Origin of the sequence: Paracraurococcus lichenis, from assembly GCF_030657435.1 — a bacterium.
GTDB classification, from domain to species: domain Bacteria; phylum Pseudomonadota; class Alphaproteobacteria; order Acetobacterales; family Acetobacteraceae; genus Paracraurococcus; species Paracraurococcus lichenis.
This window is the reverse complement of sequence record NZ_JAUTWS010000048.1, coordinates 1-22,461: the sequence shown is the minus strand read 5'-3', so window position 1 is coordinate 22,461 and position 22,461 is coordinate 1. Positions and strand designations below refer to the sequence as shown.

The 22,461-nt window shown below is 69.7% G+C and carries 23 protein-coding genes; all 23 read right to left on the bottom strand.

All coding sequences use genetic code 11. The features are described from left to right. Positions 1 to 2: 2 nt before the first annotated feature. Positions 3 to 1,511: a hypothetical protein gene (locus tag Q7A36_RS29220; protein ID WP_305107315.1), complete on the bottom strand. Its 1,509-nt coding sequence runs from the start codon at positions 1,509 to 1,511 to the stop codon at positions 3 to 5. Then, positions 1,508 to 6,646, bottom strand: coding sequence for a hypothetical protein (locus Q7A36_RS29215; RefSeq protein WP_305107314.1), 5,139 nt, complete (start codon positions 6,644 to 6,646; stop codon positions 1,508 to 1,510). Before Q7A36_RS29215 ends, Q7A36_RS29220 begins: the two co-directional genes overlap by 4 nt. Positions 6,647 to 6,654: 8 nt before the next feature. Then, positions 6,655 to 7,275 carry a hypothetical protein gene (locus tag Q7A36_RS29210; RefSeq protein ID WP_305107313.1) on the bottom strand — a complete coding sequence of 207 codons (621 nt, stop codon included), beginning with the start codon at positions 7,273 to 7,275 and terminating at the stop codon, positions 6,655 to 6,657. Further along, positions 7,272 to 7,589 carry a phage tail assembly chaperone gene (locus tag Q7A36_RS42100; protein ID WP_456306827.1) on the bottom strand — a complete coding sequence of 106 codons (318 nt, stop codon included), beginning with the start codon at positions 7,587 to 7,589 and terminating at the stop codon, positions 7,272 to 7,274. The genes Q7A36_RS29210 and Q7A36_RS42100 overlap by 4 nt, the downstream gene beginning before the upstream one ends. A 53-nt stretch (positions 7,590 to 7,642) precedes the next feature. Next, complete coding sequence (locus Q7A36_RS29205) at positions 7,643 to 8,062, bottom strand: hypothetical protein (RefSeq protein WP_305107312.1); 420 nt, start codon at positions 8,060 to 8,062, stop codon at positions 7,643 to 7,645. A 112-nt stretch (positions 8,063 to 8,174) separates the two neighbouring features. Beyond that, positions 8,175 to 9,635: a phage tail tube protein gene (locus Q7A36_RS29200; RefSeq protein ID WP_305107311.1), complete on the bottom strand. Its 1,461-nt coding sequence runs from the start codon at positions 9,633 to 9,635 to the stop codon at positions 8,175 to 8,177. Positions 9,636 to 9,651: 16 nt separating this feature from the next. Then, positions 9,652 to 10,062: a phage tail terminator-like protein gene (locus Q7A36_RS29195; RefSeq protein WP_305107309.1), complete on the bottom strand. Its 411-nt coding sequence runs from the start codon at positions 10,060 to 10,062 to the stop codon at positions 9,652 to 9,654. Further along, positions 10,059 to 10,388, bottom strand: coding sequence for a hypothetical protein (locus tag Q7A36_RS29190; protein WP_305107308.1), 330 nt, complete (start codon positions 10,386 to 10,388; stop codon positions 10,059 to 10,061). The genes Q7A36_RS29195 and Q7A36_RS29190 overlap by 4 nt, the downstream gene beginning before the upstream one ends. Then, on the bottom strand, positions 10,385 to 10,990 hold the full coding sequence (locus Q7A36_RS29185) for a hypothetical protein (protein WP_305107307.1): 606 nt from the start codon (positions 10,988 to 10,990) through the stop codon (positions 10,385 to 10,387). The genes Q7A36_RS29190 and Q7A36_RS29185 overlap by 4 nt, the downstream gene beginning before the upstream one ends. Further along, positions 10,990 to 12,792: a hypothetical protein gene (locus Q7A36_RS29180; RefSeq protein ID WP_305107306.1), complete on the bottom strand. Its 1,803-nt coding sequence runs from the start codon at positions 12,790 to 12,792 to the stop codon at positions 10,990 to 10,992. Before Q7A36_RS29180 ends, Q7A36_RS29185 begins: the two co-directional genes overlap by 1 nt. A 25-nt stretch (positions 12,793 to 12,817) precedes the next feature. After that, positions 12,818 to 13,261: a phage tail fiber protein gene (locus Q7A36_RS29175; protein ID WP_305107305.1), complete on the bottom strand. Its 444-nt coding sequence runs from the start codon at positions 13,259 to 13,261 to the stop codon at positions 12,818 to 12,820. A gap of 145 nt (positions 13,262 to 13,406) precedes the next feature. Continuing rightward, entirely contained in the window at positions 13,407 to 13,640 is a 234-nt protein-coding gene (locus tag Q7A36_RS29170) for a hypothetical protein (protein WP_305107304.1), read from the bottom strand. A 58-nt stretch (positions 13,641 to 13,698) separates the two neighbouring features. Then, positions 13,699 to 14,922 (bottom strand): phage major capsid protein, encoded by a 1,224-nt coding sequence (locus tag Q7A36_RS29165; RefSeq protein ID WP_305107303.1) that lies wholly within the window; start codon positions 14,920 to 14,922, stop codon positions 13,699 to 13,701. 74 nt (positions 14,923 to 14,996) lie between these two features. After that, on the bottom strand, positions 14,997 to 15,686 hold the full coding sequence (locus tag Q7A36_RS29160; RefSeq protein WP_305107302.1) for a head maturation protease, ClpP-related: 690 nt from the start codon (positions 15,684 to 15,686) through the stop codon (positions 14,997 to 14,999). Then, entirely contained in the window at positions 15,687 to 17,000 is a 1,314-nt protein-coding gene (locus Q7A36_RS29155; protein ID WP_305107301.1) for a phage portal protein, read from the bottom strand. It lies immediately after the preceding gene. 2 nt (positions 17,001 to 17,002) lie between these two features. Next, entirely contained in the window at positions 17,003 to 18,838 is a 1,836-nt protein-coding gene (locus Q7A36_RS29150) for a terminase large subunit (RefSeq protein WP_305107300.1), read from the bottom strand. Next, positions 18,792 to 19,259 carry a phage terminase small subunit P27 family gene (locus Q7A36_RS29145; protein WP_305107299.1) on the bottom strand — a complete coding sequence of 156 codons (468 nt, stop codon included), beginning with the start codon at positions 19,257 to 19,259 and terminating at the stop codon, positions 18,792 to 18,794. The genes Q7A36_RS29150 and Q7A36_RS29145 overlap by 47 nt, the downstream gene beginning before the upstream one ends. 74 nt (positions 19,260 to 19,333) lie before the next feature. Beyond that, complete coding sequence (locus Q7A36_RS29140; protein ID WP_305107298.1) at positions 19,334 to 19,651, bottom strand: HNH endonuclease; 318 nt, start codon at positions 19,649 to 19,651, stop codon at positions 19,334 to 19,336. Positions 19,652 to 19,655: 4 nt separating this feature from the next. Continuing rightward, a complete protein-coding gene (locus tag Q7A36_RS29135; protein ID WP_305107297.1) occupies positions 19,656 to 19,919 on the bottom strand; it encodes a hypothetical protein in 264 nt (87 codons plus the stop codon). 22 nt (positions 19,920 to 19,941) lie between these two features. Beyond that, the gene (locus Q7A36_RS29130) at positions 19,942 to 20,172 is read right to left on the bottom strand and encodes a hypothetical protein (protein WP_305107296.1); all 231 of its coding nucleotides are present in this window, start codon (positions 20,170 to 20,172) and stop codon (positions 19,942 to 19,944) included. A 2-nt stretch (positions 20,173 to 20,174) separates the two neighbouring features. After that, positions 20,175 to 20,888, bottom strand: coding sequence for a recombinase family protein (locus Q7A36_RS29125; RefSeq protein WP_305107295.1), 714 nt, complete (start codon positions 20,886 to 20,888; stop codon positions 20,175 to 20,177). A 436-nt stretch (positions 20,889 to 21,324) separates the two neighbouring features. Beyond that, entirely contained in the window at positions 21,325 to 21,972 is a 648-nt protein-coding gene (locus Q7A36_RS29120) for a hypothetical protein (protein WP_305107294.1), read from the bottom strand. Between the two features lie 178 nt (positions 21,973 to 22,150). Beyond that, positions 22,151 to 22,461, bottom strand: a 311-nt coding sequence (locus Q7A36_RS29115) for a hypothetical protein (RefSeq protein WP_305107293.1), incomplete at its 5' end; no start/stop codon positions are given.

The window sequence follows — 22,461 nt, the reverse complement described above, 5'->3', positions numbered from 1 at the left end:
CGTTACCCCCAGAGGGTGAGTTCGGAGCGATTGCGCTGGAGGTCCTCGGCAATGCCGGTCACGCGGAACAACTTGCCGGCGGCCAGGCCGAAGCGCGGCACGGTGAGCTGCACCACGTCCCCGAGATCTACAGCGGCGGCGTAGCTCGTCGGGATCATGACTTTGAAGGTGTCGCGCACGACCGAGTAGATCGGCCACAGCGCTTCGCGGAGCGCGATGGCATCCGTCTCGCTGTCGAGCAGCGTCGTGATGACAAGCTCCTTGGACAGCGGGTAAGTCGTGCGGATGGTGCTGTCCTCGTGGGTAGCGGTGGTGCGGTAGTCGAGCCCCAGCCGCTCCTGCTCGGCGCGCGCGACGCCGGCGAGCTGGTCCCGGCTCTGCGTGCGCCATACTCGCTGGTACTGCACCGACACCCGCCAGTAGGGCAGGCCCTCGTCGTCGTTGACCACGCGCTCGATGGCAGTCCCGTCGTTGAGCACCATCCAGCTCTCGATGGTCAGCACGGGGGTGCCCGTCGGGGCGCGGAGTACGCCGAGCCGAATGCTCCCGTCCCGGCCGCCGATCCAGTAGCCATGGATGGAGGCGGCGAGGTCATCCATCGCCTGCCCGACCGTGACGCTCTCGCCCGCCCCGCTGAAGTAGCCCGCCACCCAGCCGGCCACGGCATCGACGGCCGAGGCGCCGAGGATCTCGCCTGCCGACAGTCCGGCATTCTGCAGGATCCGCGTCATGATCTGGGCGACCGTGCGGTCAGCGGTGGTCGCGCCCTCGGACATATCGGCGGTGAGGATGCGCACGGGCGACGAGCCGGTGCGAATATAGGCGCCTTCGGTGCTGCTGCCGACATAGGCCCGGTACGTGCCGGCAGACGGCGCGGTCACCTGCACGTCGGCCAGGGTCGCATAGGCCGTGCCGGCGGTGATCGCCGCGCCGCCGTCCTGCACGGCATCGACGCTGGTGATGCCCCGAACCGAGAGCTGATGGATCTCCCGGCTGGTGTTGACGGTCACCACCTCGGCCACGCGAACCTTGCCGTAGGCGCGCGGCTTGGTCTGCCCCTTGATATCGTTCGCCGTGCCATCGAGGCCGGCGGGCAGCGAGTTGGTGCCCCCGTAGTTTTCTTCGACCAGCAGCCGATTGGCGACCACGGCTTGCCGGTCGCGCACCCGGAACACCACCTGATCGCGCCGCAGCTCGAAGCCGCCGCAGGCGCCGCGCAGGATGACCGTGCCATCCTGGTACGTGATGAGGATATCGCGGCTGTCGAAGGCCACGTCCTTGAGCCCGTCGAGGGCGCCGTCCTGGTTGTTGATGACGACCTCGCCGTACCCGACCTCGCTGCGCCCGCTGTTGCGAGTGGGCGCCACGAGGGACCGGGTATAGTTGCCGGCCTGGACGACGCGCGGCTCGTACACGCGGGCAGACGCGTCGATAAACCCCGCGCCGGTCGCCCACCGATAGGTGGTGGAGACGCCCGCCGCGAGGCCGGCCACTGCGACCAGGATGATCATGCTGCTCTCGGTTTCGATGCGGCACGCCGCTGCGCGGCGGCAATGTCGGCCGCGCTCTCGTTGCCCTGCTCAACCGCGCCCTTCACGGCCAGCGCACCCTGCGCCGTGACGGTGACCGCCTGGCGCATGATCGCTTGCAGCACGCGGAACTCGGCCACCAGGTCGACGCCGCCGAGCAACTCGCGGGTGCGCCCCGCCGGGAGGACCATGCCCGGCTGCTTGAACCGCACGAGCTCCGGCCCTTCCTCGCCTACGAGGGCCAGGCCGGGCGAGGCGAGCCCGCCCACGGCGTAGCCGCGGATGGACTTCTCGTTGGCGACGCCCTTCATGAACTCGGTCAAGGTGCCCTGGATGTTCCCGGTGCTGGTGAGCGCGTTCGTCCAGTAGGCCAGCCCCGAGGCCTCCGGAGACCGGCCGAGGTTGGTCGAGTACCAGTTCGCCACGATGGACTGCGCCGTCGCGGCAGACAGCGAGACGGAGCCCGTCGCGGTCGGCGTGGCGGCAGGAGGCGCGGAGGCCTGGACGGCATCCCAGGCCGGGCTGACCGTCATGCCGCCGCTGCCGTTCAGCGCGGCCTTGTAGTCGGCCATTGCCGCCGCAACGGACTTCGTCGCATCGGTCAGCACGCCGAGCGCGGTGAGCTGCTGCTTCATCACGCTGAGCTGCTGGTCGGCGATGCTGCTCGTCCGGTCAGCCGTGCTGGCCGCCGCCGCCAGCGCGTCCTGCACCTGGGCGAAGTCCTGCGCGTACTGGACGCCGCTCGCGTAGTAATCCTTCGACGCGGCCAGGAAGTCGCTGGCCGCGCCCTGCATGTCAGCCATGGCATCGGCATCGCCGAGCTTCGCCCGTGCCGACACGTCAGCGAACCGGGCGCGGGTGGCGGCCAGTTGTGCTTCCGGCGACAGCGGCGAGAGGTCACCCGTCTTCAGGCTGGTGCTGAAATCCCGCAGCGTCTTGGCCAGGGCGGCGAACTTGGTCCGCGTCTGGTCGATGGCGCTGCTCTCGGCCTGATAGGCCGACAGGAGATCGGCCCGCGCCTGGTTCACCAGGGCGGTGCGGTCGGCCACCGCCTGGGCGGTCACCTGCGCCGCCTGCTGCGCGGCCTCCTGCTCGGCCGCGACCCGCTGCTGAGCGTACTTCTGGACGATGGCCGTCCGCTCCTGACCCTCGACGGTTTCCAGGATCGCCAGCCGGTCGGCCACCTGCTGCGCCGTCAGCCCTAGGGCCTGGAGCTGCTGCCGGGCCTGCGTGACCTCGGCCGCAGCGTTGCGGTCGAAGGCAAGCAGGTCGGCGGTCTGGTCGTTGCCCACGGCCCGCTGCCCACGCTCGGCAAGTGCGCTGTCAAAGCTGGTCAGGGTGTCGATCACCTGCGCGTTCCAGTCGGAGATGACCTTGAGCCGCTCGGCACCCTGGATCCGCTCCAACATGACAATGCGCGCCGACACGTCCTCGGCGGTCAGCCCCCATTGCTCGAGCGAGGCTTGCGCCTGTTCCACCCGCTGCGCCGCTGTCGCGTCGAAGTTGGCCATCAGCGTGCCGAAGGGATCGGAGGCCGTCTGGCCGTTGGCGGCTGCCATCCGGGTGGCAAGATCAGCGTCGAACGCATCGACAACCGCGGCGCGCTGCTTATTGAGCGCGTCGATCTCCTTATCCCGTGCCTCGATCACCTTGTCGGTGGCGAGGCCGAGCCTCGTCGCTTGGTCGATGACGGCCTGGTACTTGGTGTTCAGCGCGTCAAGCTGCTGCTGGTACTGATTGGCAGCCTTCGCTGCATCCTGCATCGGGTCGTACACGTCGCGGACCCATTGCAAGTCGGCTATCGCGCCCTGGAAGTTCGACCAGTCGGTGTGCTGGGCCGCGATGTTCTGGCTCTCGCTCGCCTTGCCGCCATTGGTGACAGCGGCGAGCGTCGCAAGGTCGGTCATCATGTTTTCGATGGTGTCGTGGCGGACCGAAGCCAGGCCCGCCCGCACGGCCTCCGCCATCTTCGCGCCGTTCTCGGCCAGCAGGACCGACAGCGCGTTGATGGTGAGGTTCTTGGCGCCTTCGTCGTTGGCGCCATAACCGCGGCTCGTAGTGGTCTGCGTCTGGAAGTAGAAGCCGTCGCGGTCGCCGGCGCCGACCTTGAGCGTGCCCGACGCATCGTAGTTCAGGAGCTTTTCAGTAGAGGCCACGAGCTGCTGCAGGTTCACCACCATCTGGCCGGCGATGCCGCGATTGGTGCCGGAATACTTGGCGCCGGTCTGACCGTCCTCGACCGCCGTCATGGTGTCGAAGTCGTATGTCCAGTTGCCCTCTTTGTTGCTCGGCTTCTGGCCAGGTAGCAGGCTGCCGATGATGGCGAGGACGGCAGCCGCGATCATTCCATACGGGCCCAATGCGGCGAGGGTGCCCGATGCAGCGAGCAGGCCCGCGCCCGCCGCGGCCGAGACGGCACCACTGGCGATGCCGATGGCCCCGCCGACTGCCGTGGTGTAGCCGCCGACGCCGCCGCGCTGGAGGCCGGTCGCGAGCCCGTAGGCCCCGCCGGCGATGCTCGCCACGCCGCCGAGCGTTTGGCCCCAGGTGCCGATGCCCGCCGCCGGCGCCGAGCCCGCCGCGTCGATGCTGTTCTGCGCCATCGAGCCGTAGCCGGCCGCGTTGGTGACGGCGCCCGTCGCATTGACCGAGGATCCGGCGAAGGGACTGGCGAGGAAGTTCGACACGCCCGTGTAGGCGTCGCCGATGTAGCCCTTCACGCTGCCGAGCAAGCCGCTGCTGCCCCAGCCTGACGGTATGAACCCGAGCTTGTCGGCCAGCGAATAGAGGGTGCTGCCCGTGGAGGCGTAGCTAAGAAGACCGGAGCTGCTGCCGGGCGACGTGCCATCGCCCACGGCGGTGCCCGTGCTGCCGGAGCTGCTGCCCCCGGCCACGTTGCCGAGCACGCTCGCCACCGTGCCGATATCGGGGTTATTCGACCCGAAGAGGGCATTCATGATCGGTCTGACCACGGCAATTTTGGCCAGGTACTGGATCACCTCGGACAGCACGGCCTTGGCGACGTTGCCGAAGTTCACGGCCGCGCCCTTGCCCGACACGAACGCATCGGTGATGCTCTGGCCGATTCGGTCAAAGCTCCGTTCGGCCAGGCCTTGCAGCTCCTGCATGGCGCTGCTCTGCTTCCGCAGGGCCGAAGTCTCGTCGGCGATGGCGGCGGCATTGGCGATGCGACGCTGCGACGATTCCTCGTCCAGGGCGGCTTCGTTGCCGTAGTTCTCCTTGAGGATCTTCCGCTTCTCTTGGAACACGGCCAGCTCACGCGCGCTCGCCTCAGTCGAGACGCCGACGAGCCTGATCTGCTTCTGAATGAGGTCGAGCTGTTCGGTCTGCGTTTCCTCGTCCAGCTTGGCGCGCTCAGCACGCTTGTCGGCGCGCTGGTCGGCCGCCTTCCAGAAGTTCTCCCAGCCGGTCTGGAGCTTGTCGGCGTTCGCCTGGGCTTTCTGTGCGGCCTGCTCGGCTTCGCGCTCGGCGCGCTTGCGCTCCGTCTCGGCCTCCTGCGCCGCCCGCTTCGCCGCGTCGCGCGCCGCCTCGGCGGCTTTCTGCCGAGTAGTCACCTCGCGGTCGGTCGCCACCGCCTCGGCGGCGAGCTGGGCGAACTCGCCCCGGCGCGCGGCGGCCTGCGCGGCTGCCGCGTCGGCCTCGACGCCGGCCTTCTTGAGCTTCGTGATGTAGTCTTCTTCGGCCTTCGTCGCGAGCTGCGTCGCCGTCGCGTTGTCTTTCTGCAGGTTGGTCACCCGCTCCAGCGCTTCGAGACCGCCGGCCTTGAGCGCGGCCAGCCGGTCGTTGGCAAGGCTGATCGACGCATTGAGCCCGGCCATCGGATCGGAGGCCGCCGCCTGGGCCAGCGCGCGCAGCCGCCGCTCCGTCTCGGTCAGGTTGCCATTCAGGCCGCGCAGCCGGGCATCCGTCTGGTCGATGGCCGTGGACAGCTTGTCGGCCTCGGGCGCCATCTTCTGGAGCTGGTCGGCCGCGGCCCGCAGCCCGACGCTGTAGCGGTCCTGGGCGTCGCCGGCGATCTCGCGCAGGCGCGCGGCAAACTGCGCCAGGTCCTCGACGCCCACCTTGGACGTCGCCTGGAAGTCCTTCAGGACCTGCACCCCCTGGCGCATCCGCTCCAGGTCCGGGTTCGACAGGTAGAGCTCCCGCTGATCCGCCGGCAGGTTCTGCGCCGCCGCCTGGGCCTGGTCGAGTTGCGCGCTGTTGATCCGGCCGCCGAGCTGGCTGATAGCGCTCTTGCGGAGGTCCTCCTGCGCCTGCTGCAGCTCGGCCCGCGTCGCCTCAAGGTTCCGCTGCTCGAACTGCTGGCGCTCCTTCGACAGGGACGCATAGAAGTCGCGGAGCTGGTTGACCTGCGTGGCTTCCTTGGTCAGGCCGTCGCGCCAGCGTTCCGCCGCTTCCTCGGCCGCCTTGAAGCCCGTGCCGGCCCCCTCGATCGCTTCCTTGAGCTTCTTGCTGTTGTCGGCCCCGAGCAGGAGGCCCGCTGCCAGCACGCCCACCGCGACGATAGCGCCTGCAATCGCGCCGCCCGTGCCGAACACACCGAGGAGCTGAGGCGCCTGCTGGCCAAACGCGACCATGGCCGAGGTGCCGCCCGCGACCTGGGTGGCAAAATCCTGGATCTGGAAGCCCGCCTGACCGACCACCCGGCCGAAATTGCTGAAGCTGCGACCCGCGTTGTCATTCGCCGCGACGGCCGTCGCCATCGCGGCCGCGCCGGCCCCGCCCGTGTCGTACATGCGCGAGAGGGTGCGCAAGCGTTCCTCGGTCTTCTGCACCTCGTCGCGCAGCTTCGTCAGCGTCCGCGCCTGCTGGTCGGACGTCACGTCGCCCTTGGCAACGCCATCGGCCAGGGCCTTCTCTGCTTCAGCCAGCTTGCGCTTCGCGGCTTCGGCGCGGTTCGCCGCTTTCGTCATGTCGTCGGCCGAGTTGACCCAACTCGTGGCCGACCGCTGGCTCCGCGTGATCTTCTCATCGGCCTCCTGGACCGAGACGCCGAGCTTCGTCATGCTGTCGCGGGCGGCGGCGGCCGCGTTGGACATGGCATCGTCGAACCGGCCGCGGAAGGCGGCTTCGGTGACGGTGGAGAGCTCGGCCATGGGGTGTCCTATTGGCGGGCGCGGATGGAGATGCCGGGGTAGTCGATCCAGCGTTGCTTCTCGGACTTCTGTCGGCCTGGCCAATCAACGCTGTAGAGGCGCCAGCAGTCGAGCGACGGATAAGCCTTGCGGACTTCGCGGGCGGCATCCTCAAAGAAGTTAGGCTTGACCTTCACGCGCAGCTTTTTACCGCCGACGAGTTGCACATCGAGCTTGCGGCTCTGCGGCAGCTTGTCGAACAGAATTACCTCGTCGACGTCGCTGCCGAGCTTGTCGGGCGCCCAACTCTTGCGGCTGATCGGCCGGTTGTTGACCGCGTACCAGAGTGCGTCCCGGTAGGCGCCGCTCGTGACTGGCACCCGCGTTAGCAGGTAGGTCATTGCGAAGGTCGCCGCTTCTGCAAGCAAGCTGAAGCGGTAGAGAATCAGGCCCTCCGCCTTCACGCTCTCCTCGCGGGCACCTTCGCGGCCGTCGACGAAGCGTCTGAAAGCCTCGGGGGCCCGGCCGCTGCCCTGCAGCTCGGCCAGGCCCGCCTTGGCAACGCGCGCCAGATGCGCGGCGCGCTCCGGTTCGGACAGGTCACGCGAGACGAACACGTCCACACTGCGCTTGAAGGCCGAACCGCTCATGGGGCTTCCTGCTTCTCAGCCCACCACTCGATGTAGTGGGCATCCATCGCGCTCAGGCACTCGACCAGGAAGTCGAACACCTCGCCGTGGTAGCCGTGCCGCCGTGCGTACCGGTCGATGGCTGTCCAGGGGGTCACCCCTGGGCGCGACCGGATAACCATGCCGCCGAGGGGTGCGGCGACGCCCTCGACGCGGTGGGATCGCTCCGCGTGCAGCGCCTGCCACGCGCGCCACACCCAGCGAAGCCACGGCTCTAAGGTCGGGGCTTCGCTGCACGCGGCTTCAGCGGCCGCAGCCGCATCCGGGTCCTCCAGCGCGACGCGGGCGAGAAAGCCAGTCGTGCCCGCGCCGTCCCGGAGGCTCCAGGTCAGGCAGGCACAGAGTTTCCCACCGCATCCTCGATGTCGGCCTCGAGCTGCTGGCCAACCCGGTTCACGGCGCGGAACGAGGCCTCGACCAGCGGTGCATAGCGCGGATCCTTCAACAGGTTGCAGAAGGTCGGAAAGTCCACCGGCGTGCCCTGAACCGTCAGGTTGCGCACGCCCATCAGGACGAAGTCGCAGAGGCAGTCGATGTTGATCTTCCGGCGTAGGGCGACCGGCAGGCGGGACACGTCGCCTTCGTAGGCTTTGGCCGCCTGGCGCTGCCGGCGGGTCTGCGCGTCCGTGTACTGGTCGGTGAAGCCGCGGGTCTGGATCTCGAGGTCGCCATACTCCTCGCCGACGCGGATCCACGCGCCTTCGGTGATGGCGGTATAGTTCTGCTCGAAGCGGGCCAGCTCAACCATGGTCGGATTCCTTGCGGGTATGCGGGTTGCGGGAAAGTGGGGCGGCGGCCACCCGCATAGCCGCCGCCCCGTGCGCCGCGCGGCGCCACCCGGCCTCGCGGCCGGGATCTGGTCAGTCCTGGTAGAACTCGAGGCGATCGAGCAGCAGGACGGTGTTGGTCAGGGTGTCCGCCGAGGCCATCGCCTTCGTCGGCAGCATGACGTCCTGGTTCTTGCCGCCGGCATTTGGCGTGCCGCTGGTCAGGGTCAGCCGCGGCACCTGCCAGATGCAGGCCTGGCTGTTCTTCCGGCCGTGCAGGTTCACGTTGGTGGCCGCACCGGACAGCAGCTTGGCCAGTAGGGCGGAGCTGCCGAAGTAGGTGTTGAGTTCCACCGTCACGGCGGCCTCACCCACGCCGATATCGACCGCACCGACCGTGCCAACCGCAGTCTTCATGCGGAGGTTGTTGTTGATTGTGATGGTCGCGGATTTCACCCAGTTCGGGCTGGACAGCGTCACGCCGGCCTCGGCCACGCGCCCGACCGATGCGTTGCTGGTGAGCGCGCCGCCGGTCGGCGCGTCGTCATACTGCGAGCCAACTCCGGCGCCGTTCACCGCACCCGTCAGGCCCATGAAGTCGAAAGCGGCGGTGACGGCGCTCTCCGACGTGAAGGTATAGGTCGCCTGGTTGGCGCACATGCCGGCCTGGAGGATGTGCGACGGCACGGCCTGTGCCAGGAAGCTCCGCTCGATCGACGTGCCGATCAGCGTCGTCCCGTGCTTCACCCGGTCACCGAAGAATACGCGCAGGGTCTTGCCGGTGCCGGCATCGGTGGTCCAGGTGCCCGGCAGGTTGTCGAGGGTGAGCTTGTTGGCGGCGATGGCGACGATGCGCGCCCAGACGTTGCACAGCTCGTTTGCGAAGCGGAAGCCGGCGCCCGTGCCGCCGATCTTGATCCACTGGCCGACAGCCAGGCCCATCGTGGTGAAATTCATCGTGGTGCTGGTGATGCCATCGACCGCGGCCACCAGGTCGCCCGAGGTGCCCTGCAGGCCGACCACCTTGGCGCGGCTCTGCGCGGTCGGCACCGTCTCCGCGACGAAGCCGGAGCCCGTGCTGACGAAGCTGGTCGTGCCGCCGGTCGTGACCGGGAACAGGCCGTTGTTGGCGGCATTCGCGTTGCCGCTCATGCGCACCAAGTGCCCGACGACGAAGGCCGCGCCGGTTGTGAAGGTGACGGTGTTGGCGGTGGTGCCGATGTCGGTGATGACGCTATCGGTCACGCCGTCGTTGTAGCGGACCGGCGTGTTGCTCCAGGGCGACAGGAAGCTGGACGCGATGAAGTTCGACAGCGTGGAGCCGTCATCGGGGAAGTGAAACTCGGTGTTCACCCCGCCCTTGTTGCTCTCATTGGTCTTGTACGGGTCGGAGTTCATCCGGTCGTCGCGGATGTCGTTGCTCTGGCCGTATTGCGGCTCATAGGCGAGGCTTTCGCCGGTGAACCGGACCTTGCGCATCCGGGGCGTGGTCGGCGTGGTTCCAAGCGTCGTCTCGACCACCGCGGACATCCGCGTGCGGTTGCTGTCAGTCATCTTGTGCTCCTGTTGGTTACCCGCGGGTCCACTCGGCGCGTAGCGTGACGACCCAATAGGTGCCGTCTTCGGTGCCGGCGGTGCCGGCGCCGATCGACATGCGGCGGAACTTCACATCGCCTGCCAGCTCGACGCCGCGCAGCAGGTCGGCCAGACCCTCCGCATGGATGCGGGCCGTCAGCGTGCCGGTGCCCTGCGGCACCATGACGTGGCAGAGCACGGCGCCTTCCTCGCGCCAGCGATTGGCCGCGGCCGAGCCGGCCCCGAGGCTGATCTGCTCGTCGCTGTCGCCGTACACCTCGACCATAACCCAAGGCGTCGGGACGGCCGGGAGGTCGAAGATCTCGTTCTCGAAGACCAGCGGCGTGTTGCTCCACCCCGCGGTCAGGTAGTCGTGGATCGCCGCGAATGCGGTGGCGCTGCTCATCCGCCACGCACCCACACGTCGTAGGCCAGGACCGTCGCGCCGATTGCGCGCGGTGTCGCGTTCTGCACGATCCACACCCGTCCATCGATGGTCATGAGGTCGGACTTCTTCGGCTGCCCGAGGCCGGCCGCGATCAGTGGGGCGGCATCGGCGATCACCTGCGCGTCGCCGATCTGGATGCCACCGATCAGCTCCGTCGGCCGGAAGGATCGCATCAAGCAGTTCACATCGACGTCCACGACGGTGCCGCCAGTCTGCCGGCGCTGCAGCGGCATCGGCCGCCCATACTTGGCGAGCGCGGCGGCGACCTGGGTGGCGGCGTTCACAGCGCTACCGCGCGATACGGCTGCAGCCGTGCGGCGATATCGATGGGCAGGCCACCGATGGACTGGACTTTATCGGGATCGAAATAGGCGGTTTCGATCTCGTTCAGGACCTTCAGCGATCGCACCTGCGGGTCGCGCCCCTTGGCGCTCCACCACGCCTTGCAGAGGTCGAGCGCCGCGCGCTCAAGGTCGTAGGGCAGGCCGCCGAGCAGCGGGTATCCGGCGGCATACTCGATCACCACCCTGCCGCACGACCACGCGACGCGCCGATCGCCCGACAGACGGTAGAGCAGCGAGCCGTCGAGCTCATAGTCGACGTCGGCAACGAGCGCGGTGTCCGCGGCGGTGACGCTGCTGATGCTCGGCACCAGGTCGCGCTCGAGGAAGATGCAGTCGCGCCATCCGGCGAGCCGCTCGATCTGCCGCACTGTTTCCCGCCCCCATCCCGGTCGGCCGCAAAAACTGGCGCAGGTGCCGGAGACCTGGGTGATCAGGTCCGCGAGGTAGGTATCCGAGGCGGCGTCGGTGACGCCGAGCTCCGCCTTCAGAGTGGCCAGGATCGTCAGATCGTCGGTCGAGGCCGGCGTCAGGACGGTGAGCATCAGGATCCTCTTGCGGTAGCCGGAGTGCGTAGCCCTCTCGCGGCGGTCAGGGTGCGTCCCGCCCGTGCAATGGCGGCGGTCTGCGGACCGCGCGGCAGCGCCTGGCGGGCCGGGTTGACGCCGCGCGCCTGGGACGTGCCCGCCGAGACGCCGGCGGCGTAGGCGAGGCCCATCCCAGCAGCTGCGGCGGAGGCGGCGCCCGACGCCCCGCCAGAGGCCAGCGCCAGGCCAGCGCCAGGTGCCGTGGCCCCTGACATGCCCGCCGCGACGCCGGCGCCGTAGATCGCCGTGACGCCGGCCGCGACGGCCGTGCCGAGGCCCGCCGCGACGCCGACTGCACTGCTACCGCCCGAGGCTGCCCCGTCCGCCGCCGACGACCCGCCGGCTGCGCCGACGGCATAGGCGCGCGCGCCCCCGACAGCCGCGACGCCCGCCGTCCCGGCGGCCCCGCCGACAGCCGGGGCGAGGCCGACGCCGGCCGCTACAGCTCCTGCCGTCCCGTCGGCCCCGCCGGCGGCGGAGGCCACCGCGAGGCCCGTAGCGCTGGCCGTGCTGGCGCCCGACGCGATACCGGCCCCGCTGCTGCCGCCCAAGGCCACCGCGACAGCGGAGGACGACCCGCCGGCGGCGCCGACGGCTGCGGCGAGGGATAGGCCGGCAGCCGTGGCCGAGGCCGTGCCGACCGCCCCGCCAGTAGCCGCCGTGGAGGCTGCGCCGGCAGCTGCCACCAGGGCCGCGCCGGCGGCCCCGCCGACGGCCGCCACGAGGGCCGTGCCAGCGGCCGTAGCGGTCGCAACGCCGGCTGCGGCACCGGCCACTGGGGCGGGCGATGCGCCCGCGGCGGCGACCAGCGCCTGCCCGGCAGCTGCGCCAGCTGCCATCGCGGCGCCGATGCCGGTCGCCGAGGCGGCCCCGGCGCCTGCCGCACTGCCCGAGGCGGAAGCCAGCGCCAGGCCGGCGGCGGCGCCCGTTCCGGTGCCAGACGCGGCGCCCGCGGCGGAAGCCAGCGCAGCGCCGGCCGCCGCGGCGGTTCCGACGCCTGCCGCGCCGCCTGCGCCGGGCGCCGTGGCGACGCCGGCCGCTGCGGCCGTTCCGACGCCGGCGGCCGCGCCGGCACCCGATACCGGGGTTCCGCCGCCCCCCGCCGCCGGGGCGATGGCCGCGGTCAGGACCGTGACCGGGTTGGTCGTGGACCCGCTGAAGGCGTAGCCGTGCGAGTAGGTGCCGGTGGTCGCCGCGCTCTGCTTGGAGGTGTAGAGGCGACAGCCGGACGTCGTGTTGGTGTCGTTATCGACGACGCTGGTCAGCCCGGAGGGGCTCGACGAGCGCGTCATTGTCGGGCCGTAGTAGCCAAGCGCCGCCGAGAAAATCAGGCTGTCGACGGCGGTGGTAGTGACGCTGTCGCTGGTCGTCGACGTGTTGGAAGGCGAGCCGGTCGCACCGGCGCCGGCGATCCAGGCCGACGACGTCGCCGTGCCCGAGAGCACGACTGCGGAGATGCAGCCAGCGGCAACATAGGTATTGGCGACCGAGAACGAGACCGTGCCGGAGGACTGTGCGGGCGAGGCCAGCCCGTAGAGGAAGATGGTGCCGCCGTTCGTGGCGGACTTGCTGCTGATCAGCGTGAGCGAGACGCCGCCGAAGGTGGCGCTCGTCGGCGTCGGCGCGCTGCTCGTCTCCGTGGTGATGGCGACGAGCAGCAGCGAGCCGCCCGTTGCGTCGACTGCGGCGAGGGAGCCGGCACCAGGGAAGCCGCTGCTGAAGGTGCCCGTCTTGCTGAATACGACTGACGGGACCGCCATGGCGCTCTATCCCTGGTGAGAGGTGTCAGTCTTCAGTGATCGTGGTTCCTGAAGCCAACAGGATCGGCTGCACGCCAGCGGCCACGCTGATGTTCGGCGTGATCGTGCCGCTATACAGGATCGTGGACGCGCCGGAGGACGCCACGCCGACGCTCCAGTGGGTGGCCGTGCCGCCAGTGCCGCCTGTCGACGTCGGGAACTGGATGTTCGCCGTCGGCGACACGCTGTTGCCGGTGACCGTCCAGCCAGCCGAGGAGCGCGCGACAGCCTGGCGCGCGTAACCAGTGTAGCTGATCTCGCTGGTCGCTTCCGTCCCGGTCTCGCCCGGGTCGGCGGTGTGCAGCGAGACGTAGAGGTTGCCAGCGGTGGTGCTGCCGCGAAGGCCAGTCGCGTCGCCGATGTTGGCGATGTTCACGTTGTTGAAGACGAGCTGCAGCCAAGCGTTCTCGAAGGCGTCCGACTTGGACACGGGCGGTCTCCGCGATTAGGGGATGAAGGAAAGCGGGCGCCCGAAGGCGCCCCGAGACGTCACGCCAGCCCGCAGGCCCGCGCGAGGACCGGCTCGAAGGCGCGGCTGCGCTGAGCATTGGCGAGAGCGGGCATGGGGTATTCCCTCAAGCCTGCTCGGCGTCGGCATCGGCGGACGGCGCGAGCGCGGCGATCGCCTCGAGCGCTGCTTCCGGCATGGCAATACCGAGCGTCTCGGCATAGGCGACCGCGGCCGGATCGGGATCCGCCGCGCCGAGCGCCACGAGGTCGGCGACCAGCTTCTCCGGCAGGTCGGGAACGCAACCGACCGGCAAGGCGGCGCCGAGGATACGCGTCTCGGCGAGGATGCGGGCTTTCATCGGGAATCTCCAGGACGGAGGAGCGCATTGGCGGGCCCGGTCGGGCCCGCCGGCGATCTCAGGTCGCGCTCTGCGCCAGCACCTTGATCGGCGCCGCCGCGGAGACGGTGCGGCCGTCGGTGCGCTGGAAGGCGATGAAGCCGACCTGCGCATTCTCGGCGAACCGCTCGTCGAGGCGCTTCACCACCAGACCCATCACGTCGCGGACGATGTAGTTCTGGAAGTTGCCGAAGCCGATCGTCTTCGCGTTCGCCGCCGGCGTCGCCATGTCCTGGTTGATGGACACCGGGTAGCCGAGCACCGTGTCCGCGGCGCCAACGGTGAAGCCCGGCAGGAACAGCGGCCGGTTCTGGCTGTCCTTCAGCTTCTTGACGCCCTTGAAGGTGGCATCGGCCATCATCCACCGCGCACCGGCGCGGTACGCCGGGTCGACGCTGTGCTCGAGCTCGATCAGGCCGTCCGTCGAGACGGTGGCGGTGTTGCCGGTCGGCATGGTGTAGCCGACGGTCGCGCCGGTGACGAAGCCCTCCGGCTGGGTAGTGCCGTTGCCAGTGGTGAAGTGGGGGTTCTGGCCGCGGGCAAAGCGCTGCGCCAGCGCATCGCGGATCAGCGTGTCGAAGTTAAAGGCGCTGTCCTGCAGCAGCTCCAGGCTGATCACCAGATAGCCGGAGCGGTACGTCCAGGCCTTCAGCGTCTTGCTGCCGAAGGTGAGGTCGGTGCCGGCAGCGCCGGACGTGTTCTCGCCGACGATCGTCGCCACGTTGGAGGTGTCGTCCATCGTCGGCCAGGGCAGGTCGACGCCGGTCCCGCTCTCGATGACGCGGGCCGCGCCACGCACGCCGCCGAACGCCTTCTGCGCGATCAGCAGCTCGCGCATGAAGTCCGGCGCGACGGTGTAGCCGCCGGCCGTGGTCGTGCCGACCGAGGCGGCGGCCTGAATGCGCTGCGCCACGATGCGGCGGTCATCGTCGGTCAGGGCGGAGACGCGGCCGGTCACGAAGGCTTTGAAGAGGCGCTGCTCGCGCTCCTTCTCCGCCTCGATGTCGCCTGCGCTGACACCGCGACGCTCGGCCTCGGCCCGCAGGCTGCCATCCAGCTCAATGGCCAGAGCGTCGGCCTTCTCGGTGCGCTCGATGCGCGCCATGAGCTCGTCGGCGCGCGCCATCATCTTGTCGGCCTCGGCCATCTGCTCGGCCGTCACGTCGGCCGCGTTCAGGATGGCGCGCGCCTTGATGATCAGATCCCCGCGCTCAGCGCGGAGCTGCTTCGCAATCTGCGACATGCTTACCTCTGTATAGGAGAGGCCGCCCGAGGCGGCCGGGAGTGGCGCGGCCGATGACCCGCGCGCCTCGGGGTTCAGGCGGCTTCGGCGACCCGCAGGCGGGCGCGCCGGAGCGCGATGTCATGGGAGGAGGCGCGCGGCGCACCCGTCGCGGCAGCAGCCGGCGCAGGAGCGCTCAACACCTCGTCGACCAGACCGAAGGTCTTGGCCTCGGTGCTGGTGAACCAAGTCTCAGCGTCGAGGACGGCGACGATTTCAGCCGTATTCTTGCCGGTCTTCGCCTCGAACATGGCGGCCTGCTGGCCGTCAATTTTCTCCATGGTGGCGGCCTGCTCGAGCAGGTCGTGCCGATTGCCCACCACGAACGCCCAGCAGTTGTGCAGCATCATCATCGCCCTCTCGGCAATGGTGACCTTCGTCCCCGCCATGGCTATGAAGGCAGCTGCCGACGCCGCAACGCCGTCGATCTGCACCGTCACGTCGGTGCGGGCCTTCAGCGCGTTGTAGATCGCCAAGCCGTCGAAAATATCGCCCCCGGGAGAATTCAAGCGCACCAGCAGCGGGCCGTCACCGATTCCGGCGAGCGCTTTGACGACGTCCTTCGCGGTCACGCCGTAGTACCCGATCTCGTCGTAGATCAGGAGCTCGGCGGGCTTGTCCGCCGCGGCGGCTCGTACAGACAGGCCGGGCTCCGGCGCCATGGAGGCATAAAGGGACAGCGCCTCGGGCCGCGCCGCGAGGACACGCTCGGCGAACTTACGCATTCAGATGGCTCCTGGAAGCTTTTGCGGCGGCGGGGGCTTCGGCGGCGCAAGCTGCTGGTCGAGCGGCTTATTCGTGCTGTTCACGAGCGGCGTGTCACCGCCCTCGACCGGCGGACGGTTCCGCATGGACCGCGCCTCGTTGATGGTGAGGACGCCGGACGAGATCTCGGTCTGCATCACTTCAGCCGACGTGACCGGATCCATCGCCAGCAGCGCCGAGCGCTCGAACTCGACGTAATAGCGGCCATCGCCGAGCAGCCGCGCGTTCAGCACGTTCTCAATGCGCGAGAGATCAGCATCGAGGGTATACCCAAGAAAGGCGAGATGCTGCTCAGCGATGCCCGAGCCCCAGCTGGTGCTCTTGTCAGTTTCATTTAATAACGAAAGCGGCACGCCGAAAAATCTAGAGATGTCGGCGACCTGGTACCGGCGGCTGTCGATCGTCGCCAGGTCGACCGGCTTCATCTGCAGCACCGTGAGCTTGCTGCCCGCGTCACCGAAGTAAGCCTTGCCGGCATTGCGCCAGCCACCGTTGTCTTGCGCCCACTGCGCCTTGAAGCGCTTGAAGCTGTCCGGCTTCATGTTCGCCGGCGCCTCGACGAAGACCGAGGGGCTCGAGGCATTCGCGTGCGCGAAGCCGGTCTGCTCTTCGAGCAGCTTGGCGAGGCCGATGCTGTCGCCGGCGGCATAGCGGATCCGCGACACACCCTGGACGCCGTCGAAGCCCGGCCCGGCGACGTGCAGCATGTCCTCCCAATCGATGTACTCGACCGGGCGGCCGTCGTCCCAGGAGACGCGATAGACCCGGCGGCCGGTCGTGGTGCGCAGGATCTCCACCAGCCATGGCAGGACGAGTTCGAGACCGACCACGCGCGCTGCCTGGTCGTAGCGGATGATCGCGTAGCCGTTGCCGTGCATCAGCATCGATTGCGCCAGCACCTCCTTGAACTGGTGCGCGACCATCGGTGAACCGGGCATCGGCTCCAGTTTCAGCAGCCGGTTAAGGCGATGCTCGGTCGCCTCGCGGCGGCCCTCGGGCGTGCGCTCGAAAACCTTCAGCGGCAGGTTGGCGATGAGGCCGGAGATCAGCGTCACGCAGCGGAACACCGCCGAGACCGCCATCGCGGTCCGCTCGTTCACCGCCGGGCCGAACTTGGCCGCGGCGCCACCCATTGCCCAATCGGCGAACCAGGTGCCGTCGACCTCGGAGAGGTTCACGGTGGGGTTGTCGAGGGATGCGACAGGGGCGAGCGTGGGCTCCCGCCGCTCCCGCAATGCGGTGCGGCCGAAGCCGAAGAGGGTCAGCAAGCCCATTCTCAGCTCCAGAGCTCGGCGTCGTCGAAGATGCTGCCGCCGGTCTCACCGGCTGCGCCTGTTGCCGCCCCGACCGCCATGGCCAAGGCAATGAGTGCGTCGATGCGGTTCACCGCGCGGCGCTTGGAGAACCAGGCGTTGCCGAACGGGTCGCTCTCCATGCCCGCCGACATCATCGCGGAGATCAGCACCGGCGAGCGCCGCAGACGGATCCGGCCCTCGAGAATCAGCTGCTCCAGTGCCAGCTTGCTGCCAGGCATCCAGAGGCCGCTCTCGGCGCCCTTCTTCTTGCCACCCTGCGGGTGCTCGATCAGCGGCACGCCGACGCCGAGGGCGTCCAGCTCCGGCTCGAAGTGCTTCTTGAAGCCGTAGCTGTCATACGCCAGCGTCCGGATCTCGAAGACGCCGACGAGCTCGGCCAAGCGGGCGGCGACGAAGTCGAAGCGCACCATTTTCCCAGGCGCCGCCTGCAGCCAGCCCTCGCGCTCCCAGAGATCATACGGGGCGTTGTCCCGCAGCGCCCGCTCGGTCAGGGTGTCCCGCGGCGTCCAGGCCTCGACCCAGGCGTCGAAGGTTGGCAGGTCTGCGACGGTCCCGTCGTCGCGCGGCAGCGATACCGTCCCCGTTGGGACGACGAAGGCCATCGCGGTCATGTCCTGCGTGGCCGAGAGGTCGAGGCCGACGAACACCGGCGCGCCGCTGTGCTCGCTCTCTGGCTCGAACTCGGCGAGGCAGGCCTCCAACGCCGGCCGCGCCATCCAGGCGGTGTCAGCCTCCGTCCACTGGCAGAAGTGCAGGCGGAGGATGTTGTTCAGCTTGCCAGGGATCGCCTTGGCCTGGCGCACCACGCCGGCGAGATAGTCGGGCTGCACGGTCACGCCGAGCAGCGGGTTGGCCTTGATCCAGCAGGACGGGTCCTCAAGCGGATCATCCTTGGGATCGAGTGAGCAGACGAAGCTGAACGTCTCGTCGTCGATGACCTCGCCGACATAGGTGAAGGCCTCGTCCGGCTCGCGCGTGCCGGCGGCAACCCGGACCGCATGCTGGTGCTCCTGCCAGCAGACCGATTGGCGGTCGCTGCCGGAGTTGGTGGCCATCAGCAGGATCGGCTGACGGCGCCACTTGAAGCCGCGCTCCAGCATCTCGATGATGGTGCCGTTGCGGTGCTCGTGCACCTCGTCGCAGAGCGCACAGGACGGCCGCGGGCCGCTCTGTCCGTCCTCGCTCGAGATCGGCCGGAAGAAGGATCCGGTCTTCAGGTCGGCGAGGTTCCAGATCGGATTGCCGCCCGAGGGCGTCAGCCGCGCTGCCAGGGCGGGCGACTGCTGGAACATCGCCACCGCATCCCGGAAGAGGACCATGGCCTGGTCCTTCTTCGAGGCGGCGGCGTAGACCTCTGCCCGGTCCTCGCCATCCGCCAGCAGGCACCACATGCCGATGCCGGCCAGGAGCGGCGACTTCCCGTTCCCCTTCGCCTCCTCGTCGTAGAACCGCCGGAAGCGGCGCGACCCATCGGCGCGCTTCCAGCCGAACAGCGAGCCCACCCGGAAGGCCTGCGAGGGGTGCAGGGTGAAGGGCCGCCCCTCGAACTGGCCGCCGTTCAGCCGCAGCACGTCGCGGAAGAAGCCGAGCGCCTTGTTCGCCGCCGCTAGATCCCAGGTCAGCCCGCGGGCCGGCCCCTTCTCCAGATCGTCGAGATGGCGGCGGCAGGCGTTGCGGATGTGCGGCCCGGCTACCACCCGGCCGGCCACCACATCCCGCGCCCAGGCCGTCGCGGTGTCCGCCGGCGGCTCACTGGAAATAGGCGGCTGCGGGGTCTTCCTGCTCTTCGCCACCATTACCCTTCACCTTGCTGCGGGCGGCGGGCGTGGTCCCAAACTCGACCAGCCACGCCTTGAGGCGGCGGTCGGCGTCCATCAGTGCCGTGTAGGCGGGCCGCAGCCGCTCCATCTCGCCGCCGGCCTTGGTCTTCACCGTCTGGAAGCGCCCGTTGTCCTCGATGTCGGCGCGCAGCCAGATGATCTCGGCATAGGTCTCCGCCATCTGCTCGAGGGCGGTCGCATCGGCCTCCGTCAGCACGCCGATGCGGTCGAGGAGGGCCGAGAAGCGCCCCCAGGCGACCCGTGCTTGCGGCGACAGGTGCGCTGGCGGACTGGGCAACTCACGCCGCGGCTGCGGCTCTGCGGCGTTGAGCGGCCGCTTGCCGGCGTTGCCCGCGACGAGCTTCAGCTGGGTCGGCTTCGGGCGTCGGCCGGCCATGACCCTTTTCCCTCCAATTCGCGGCAGTGCACGGGAAGGCCCCGTCCGGTTGCCAAATTTTTCCGCCCAGACTTTCAGCCCCCCCTGGGGGTGGGGACGGTGGCGGGGGCGAGGGGCCAGCCCTCGGCGTCGCAGCCGCGCGCCGTCGCGCGCCCGCCGCGGCGGCGCTCGCCGTTCGCGGATTCCTTCACCTGGTTGTCGCAGTCGATGCAGCGGGTCATCAGGTTGGGCAGGGCGTTGGCGCCGCCGGCGCGGCGCGAGACGATGTGGTCGACAGTCAGCCGCTTGGTGCTGGTGCAGCCCGGCGTGGTGCACCGGTGGCCGTCGCGCTTCAGCGCGGCCCGGCGGAGCGCCTGCCACTCGGGGCTGCGGTAGAAGGGATCGGCGGGCATCGGCTCAGGCGTCAGGCACGGCGTCGGCGAGGATCCGCAGCAGCGCCGCGATGCGGAGCTGCCGTGTGCCCAGGCTCCAAAAGATCTCGGCCGAGACGGGCGCTTCGTCGGCGATCCGCTGCGCCGAGGTGAGGGCATGCCGCCCGAGGCCGGCGATCGCCTCCGCGCCCTCGCGGAGCTCGTCCTTCGACACTCCGAGGGATGCGATCGCCGCCTCGAGCCCAGGCCCGGGCGGGATGGGACGGTGGTCGGTCGGGTCTGCGGGCACGTCGCCTGCTCCTGGGTTGGGGTCAGCGGGGCGTCCCGAGCAGGGCGAGGGCTCGGCTGGTCAGCCGGTCGATGTCCTGGCGCAGCGCGAGGACAGCCGCGGGATCCACGGCCAGCCAATCGTCCTCGAAGCGGTCGAAGACCTCGCCGAGACGGGTGGCGGCGTCGAAGACCTGGCGGCCGGCATCCCGCACCGGGCTGTCCGACTCGGCCTGCAGGCAGCGCGGCGGCTCGGTGTTCAGGTAGGGCGGCATGATCAGCTCGCCGCGGGCCGAAGAGCGGCGAGCAGCCGAGACACCTGCCAGGCACTCCACGTCTCCCGCCCGAGCGGGGTGCGGATGCCGCGCGCCTGCAGGGCGGCCGCGATCTGGTTCAGCGACGTCGCGCCGGCGCGCTGCGCCGCCTCGACGTAGGGCCGGAGGTCGTCGGTGTAGGCCTGAGCCTGCTGCCGGTAGACCTGCCGCGCCTTCTCGGCCGAGCTGGCGTCACCGGCGCGGAGCCGGGGGTTGCCCAGCTTCACGCCCCGTGCCTTCGCCTGTTGCAGCGCGGCCTTGGTCCGCGCCGAGATCATCCGCGCCTCCTCCTCCGCCACGGCCGCCAGGATGTGCACGGTGAGCCGGGTGACCGTCGGCATGTCGGCGGCGACGAACTCGACCCCGCTTTCCATCAGGTGCGAGATGAAGGCGACGTTGCGGGCGAGCCGGTCGAGCTTGGCGATGATCAGGGTGGCCCGGCGGGCGCGGCAGGCGGCGATCGCCTTGGCCACCTCGGGCCGGTCGGACCGCTTGCCGCTCTCGACCTCGACGAACTCCGCCATGATCGTGCCGCCGGCGGCTTGAACGTGCCGCTCGACGGCTGCCCGCTGGGCCTCCAGGCCGAGGCCTGAGCGGCCCTGCTTCTCAGTGGATACCCGGAAGTAGGCAATGAACCGAGGCGGCCCGGCAGCCACCTGGAGGGGCTTTCGGGCCATCGCAGCTCCGGGGTCCCGGCTTGCCGGGGCTCAAGGGTTCAAAGGGACGTTTGAGAGGACGTGAGAGCGGACGGGGCCTCAGCCGGCGGGGCGTCGGGGGGTATCCTCCCGCCCGGACCGGGCCGGCTCGGCCCCCTCAGCCTCACCAAATTCCACGGTCTGGAATCGAAAATCGGGCACGGTTCCAACCTTCGGGCCGGGCCGGCGCTTCGCCAGGGCGTGGCAATCGGGATGGTTCACGCCGCAGATTCGACGCGGGTTGCCCCGCGCTGCCGCGCAGGTGCAGGCATAGTCGACGAGGCGCATGGGGCCGTCCGGATCGGTGAAGCCGCCCGGACCGCAGGGGCCGAAATTGCAAAACGCCCGGGCTTTCAGAGCACCGGGCGCAGCTGTGGCGACAGGTCCTGATGCCGTTTTCGCGAGCGAAAGTCAACCGCTATTCGGGCAACCGCCACTCGTCCGCCAGCACCGACAGGCCCCGGGCGACGCGCCAGCCGAGCGCCGGCTCCCGGTGCACCACGGCGAGCCGCACCGCCCGCTCGACGGCATCGCCGCAGACCCGGCGCAGCAGCTCGAGCGCCGCGCGGTAGTCCCGCCAGGCGACCGCCGCCGCCAGGTACTGGTCGTGGCTCAGCTCGCGCTGCCCACCCTGCGACCCGCCGCCATAGCTCCCGGGCATCTCGGCCGCCGGCAGCGCATCCCGCCAGAGGTCCGCGAGGATCGCCGCCGCCTCGCGCTGGCGGGGGGACAGGGACAGGCCAGCCAGCGGCCCGTCCAGCCGGGTACGGAGGTACTCGGTGCCGGCCACGTCCGCCGGCACCAGCTGGCCGCGCCGCGCCACCATGGCGGGGCCATCGCCGCCGCGGTCATCATCCAGGATGCCGAGCTTGGCAGCGGCGCGCGCCGCCGCGCTGCGGGCATCGTCGCGGGCCAGCTCCTGCACCCGCTCCCGCACAGCCGCCTCCGCGTCCTGCCGTTCCTCGGTGATGAGCATGGCCACCAGAATCCCCGCCTTGGCCCGCATCCGCTCCCACCGCTTCGGGTCGGGCAGCACCGGCTCAGGGAGGATCGGCCGCCGGTGCATGACCTCCGCCGGGGGGAAGACTGGCAGCCGGCGTGGCAAACGGGCGATGGCCGGCTTCCTGGAGGAAGCCGGGACAACGGGAACGGCGGCAGTCGGCATGGGCGGGGCGCTCGGAGACTGGTCCGAGAATGTTATAACATTCCTGTGATGACAGCAACTTATGGTAGAAATTGTCAGATCAGAAGCAGGCCGTGGCCTGTGCCATGCGAAAGACCATCGCCACGCCCGTCGCCATCCCGCAGCTGAAACTGAGCAGTGCTGTGACGATCATCCAGGGTGCCAGCCGGCGGCCGCGAGCCTGCCGCGTTTCCGCCTCGGCGATGGCACGGTCGATCCTGGCCAGCTCCGTCGCTAGGTCCAGCTTGGTGGCGTCCATGTCCCGGTGACGAGCATCGGAGATCAGAGGCCCAGGCGTTTCGTCGGGCTCGCCTGGAGGAGCTTGCCGCGGCGGACGGAGCGCCTCCTCTCTCTCCTCTGATAATGCCTGTC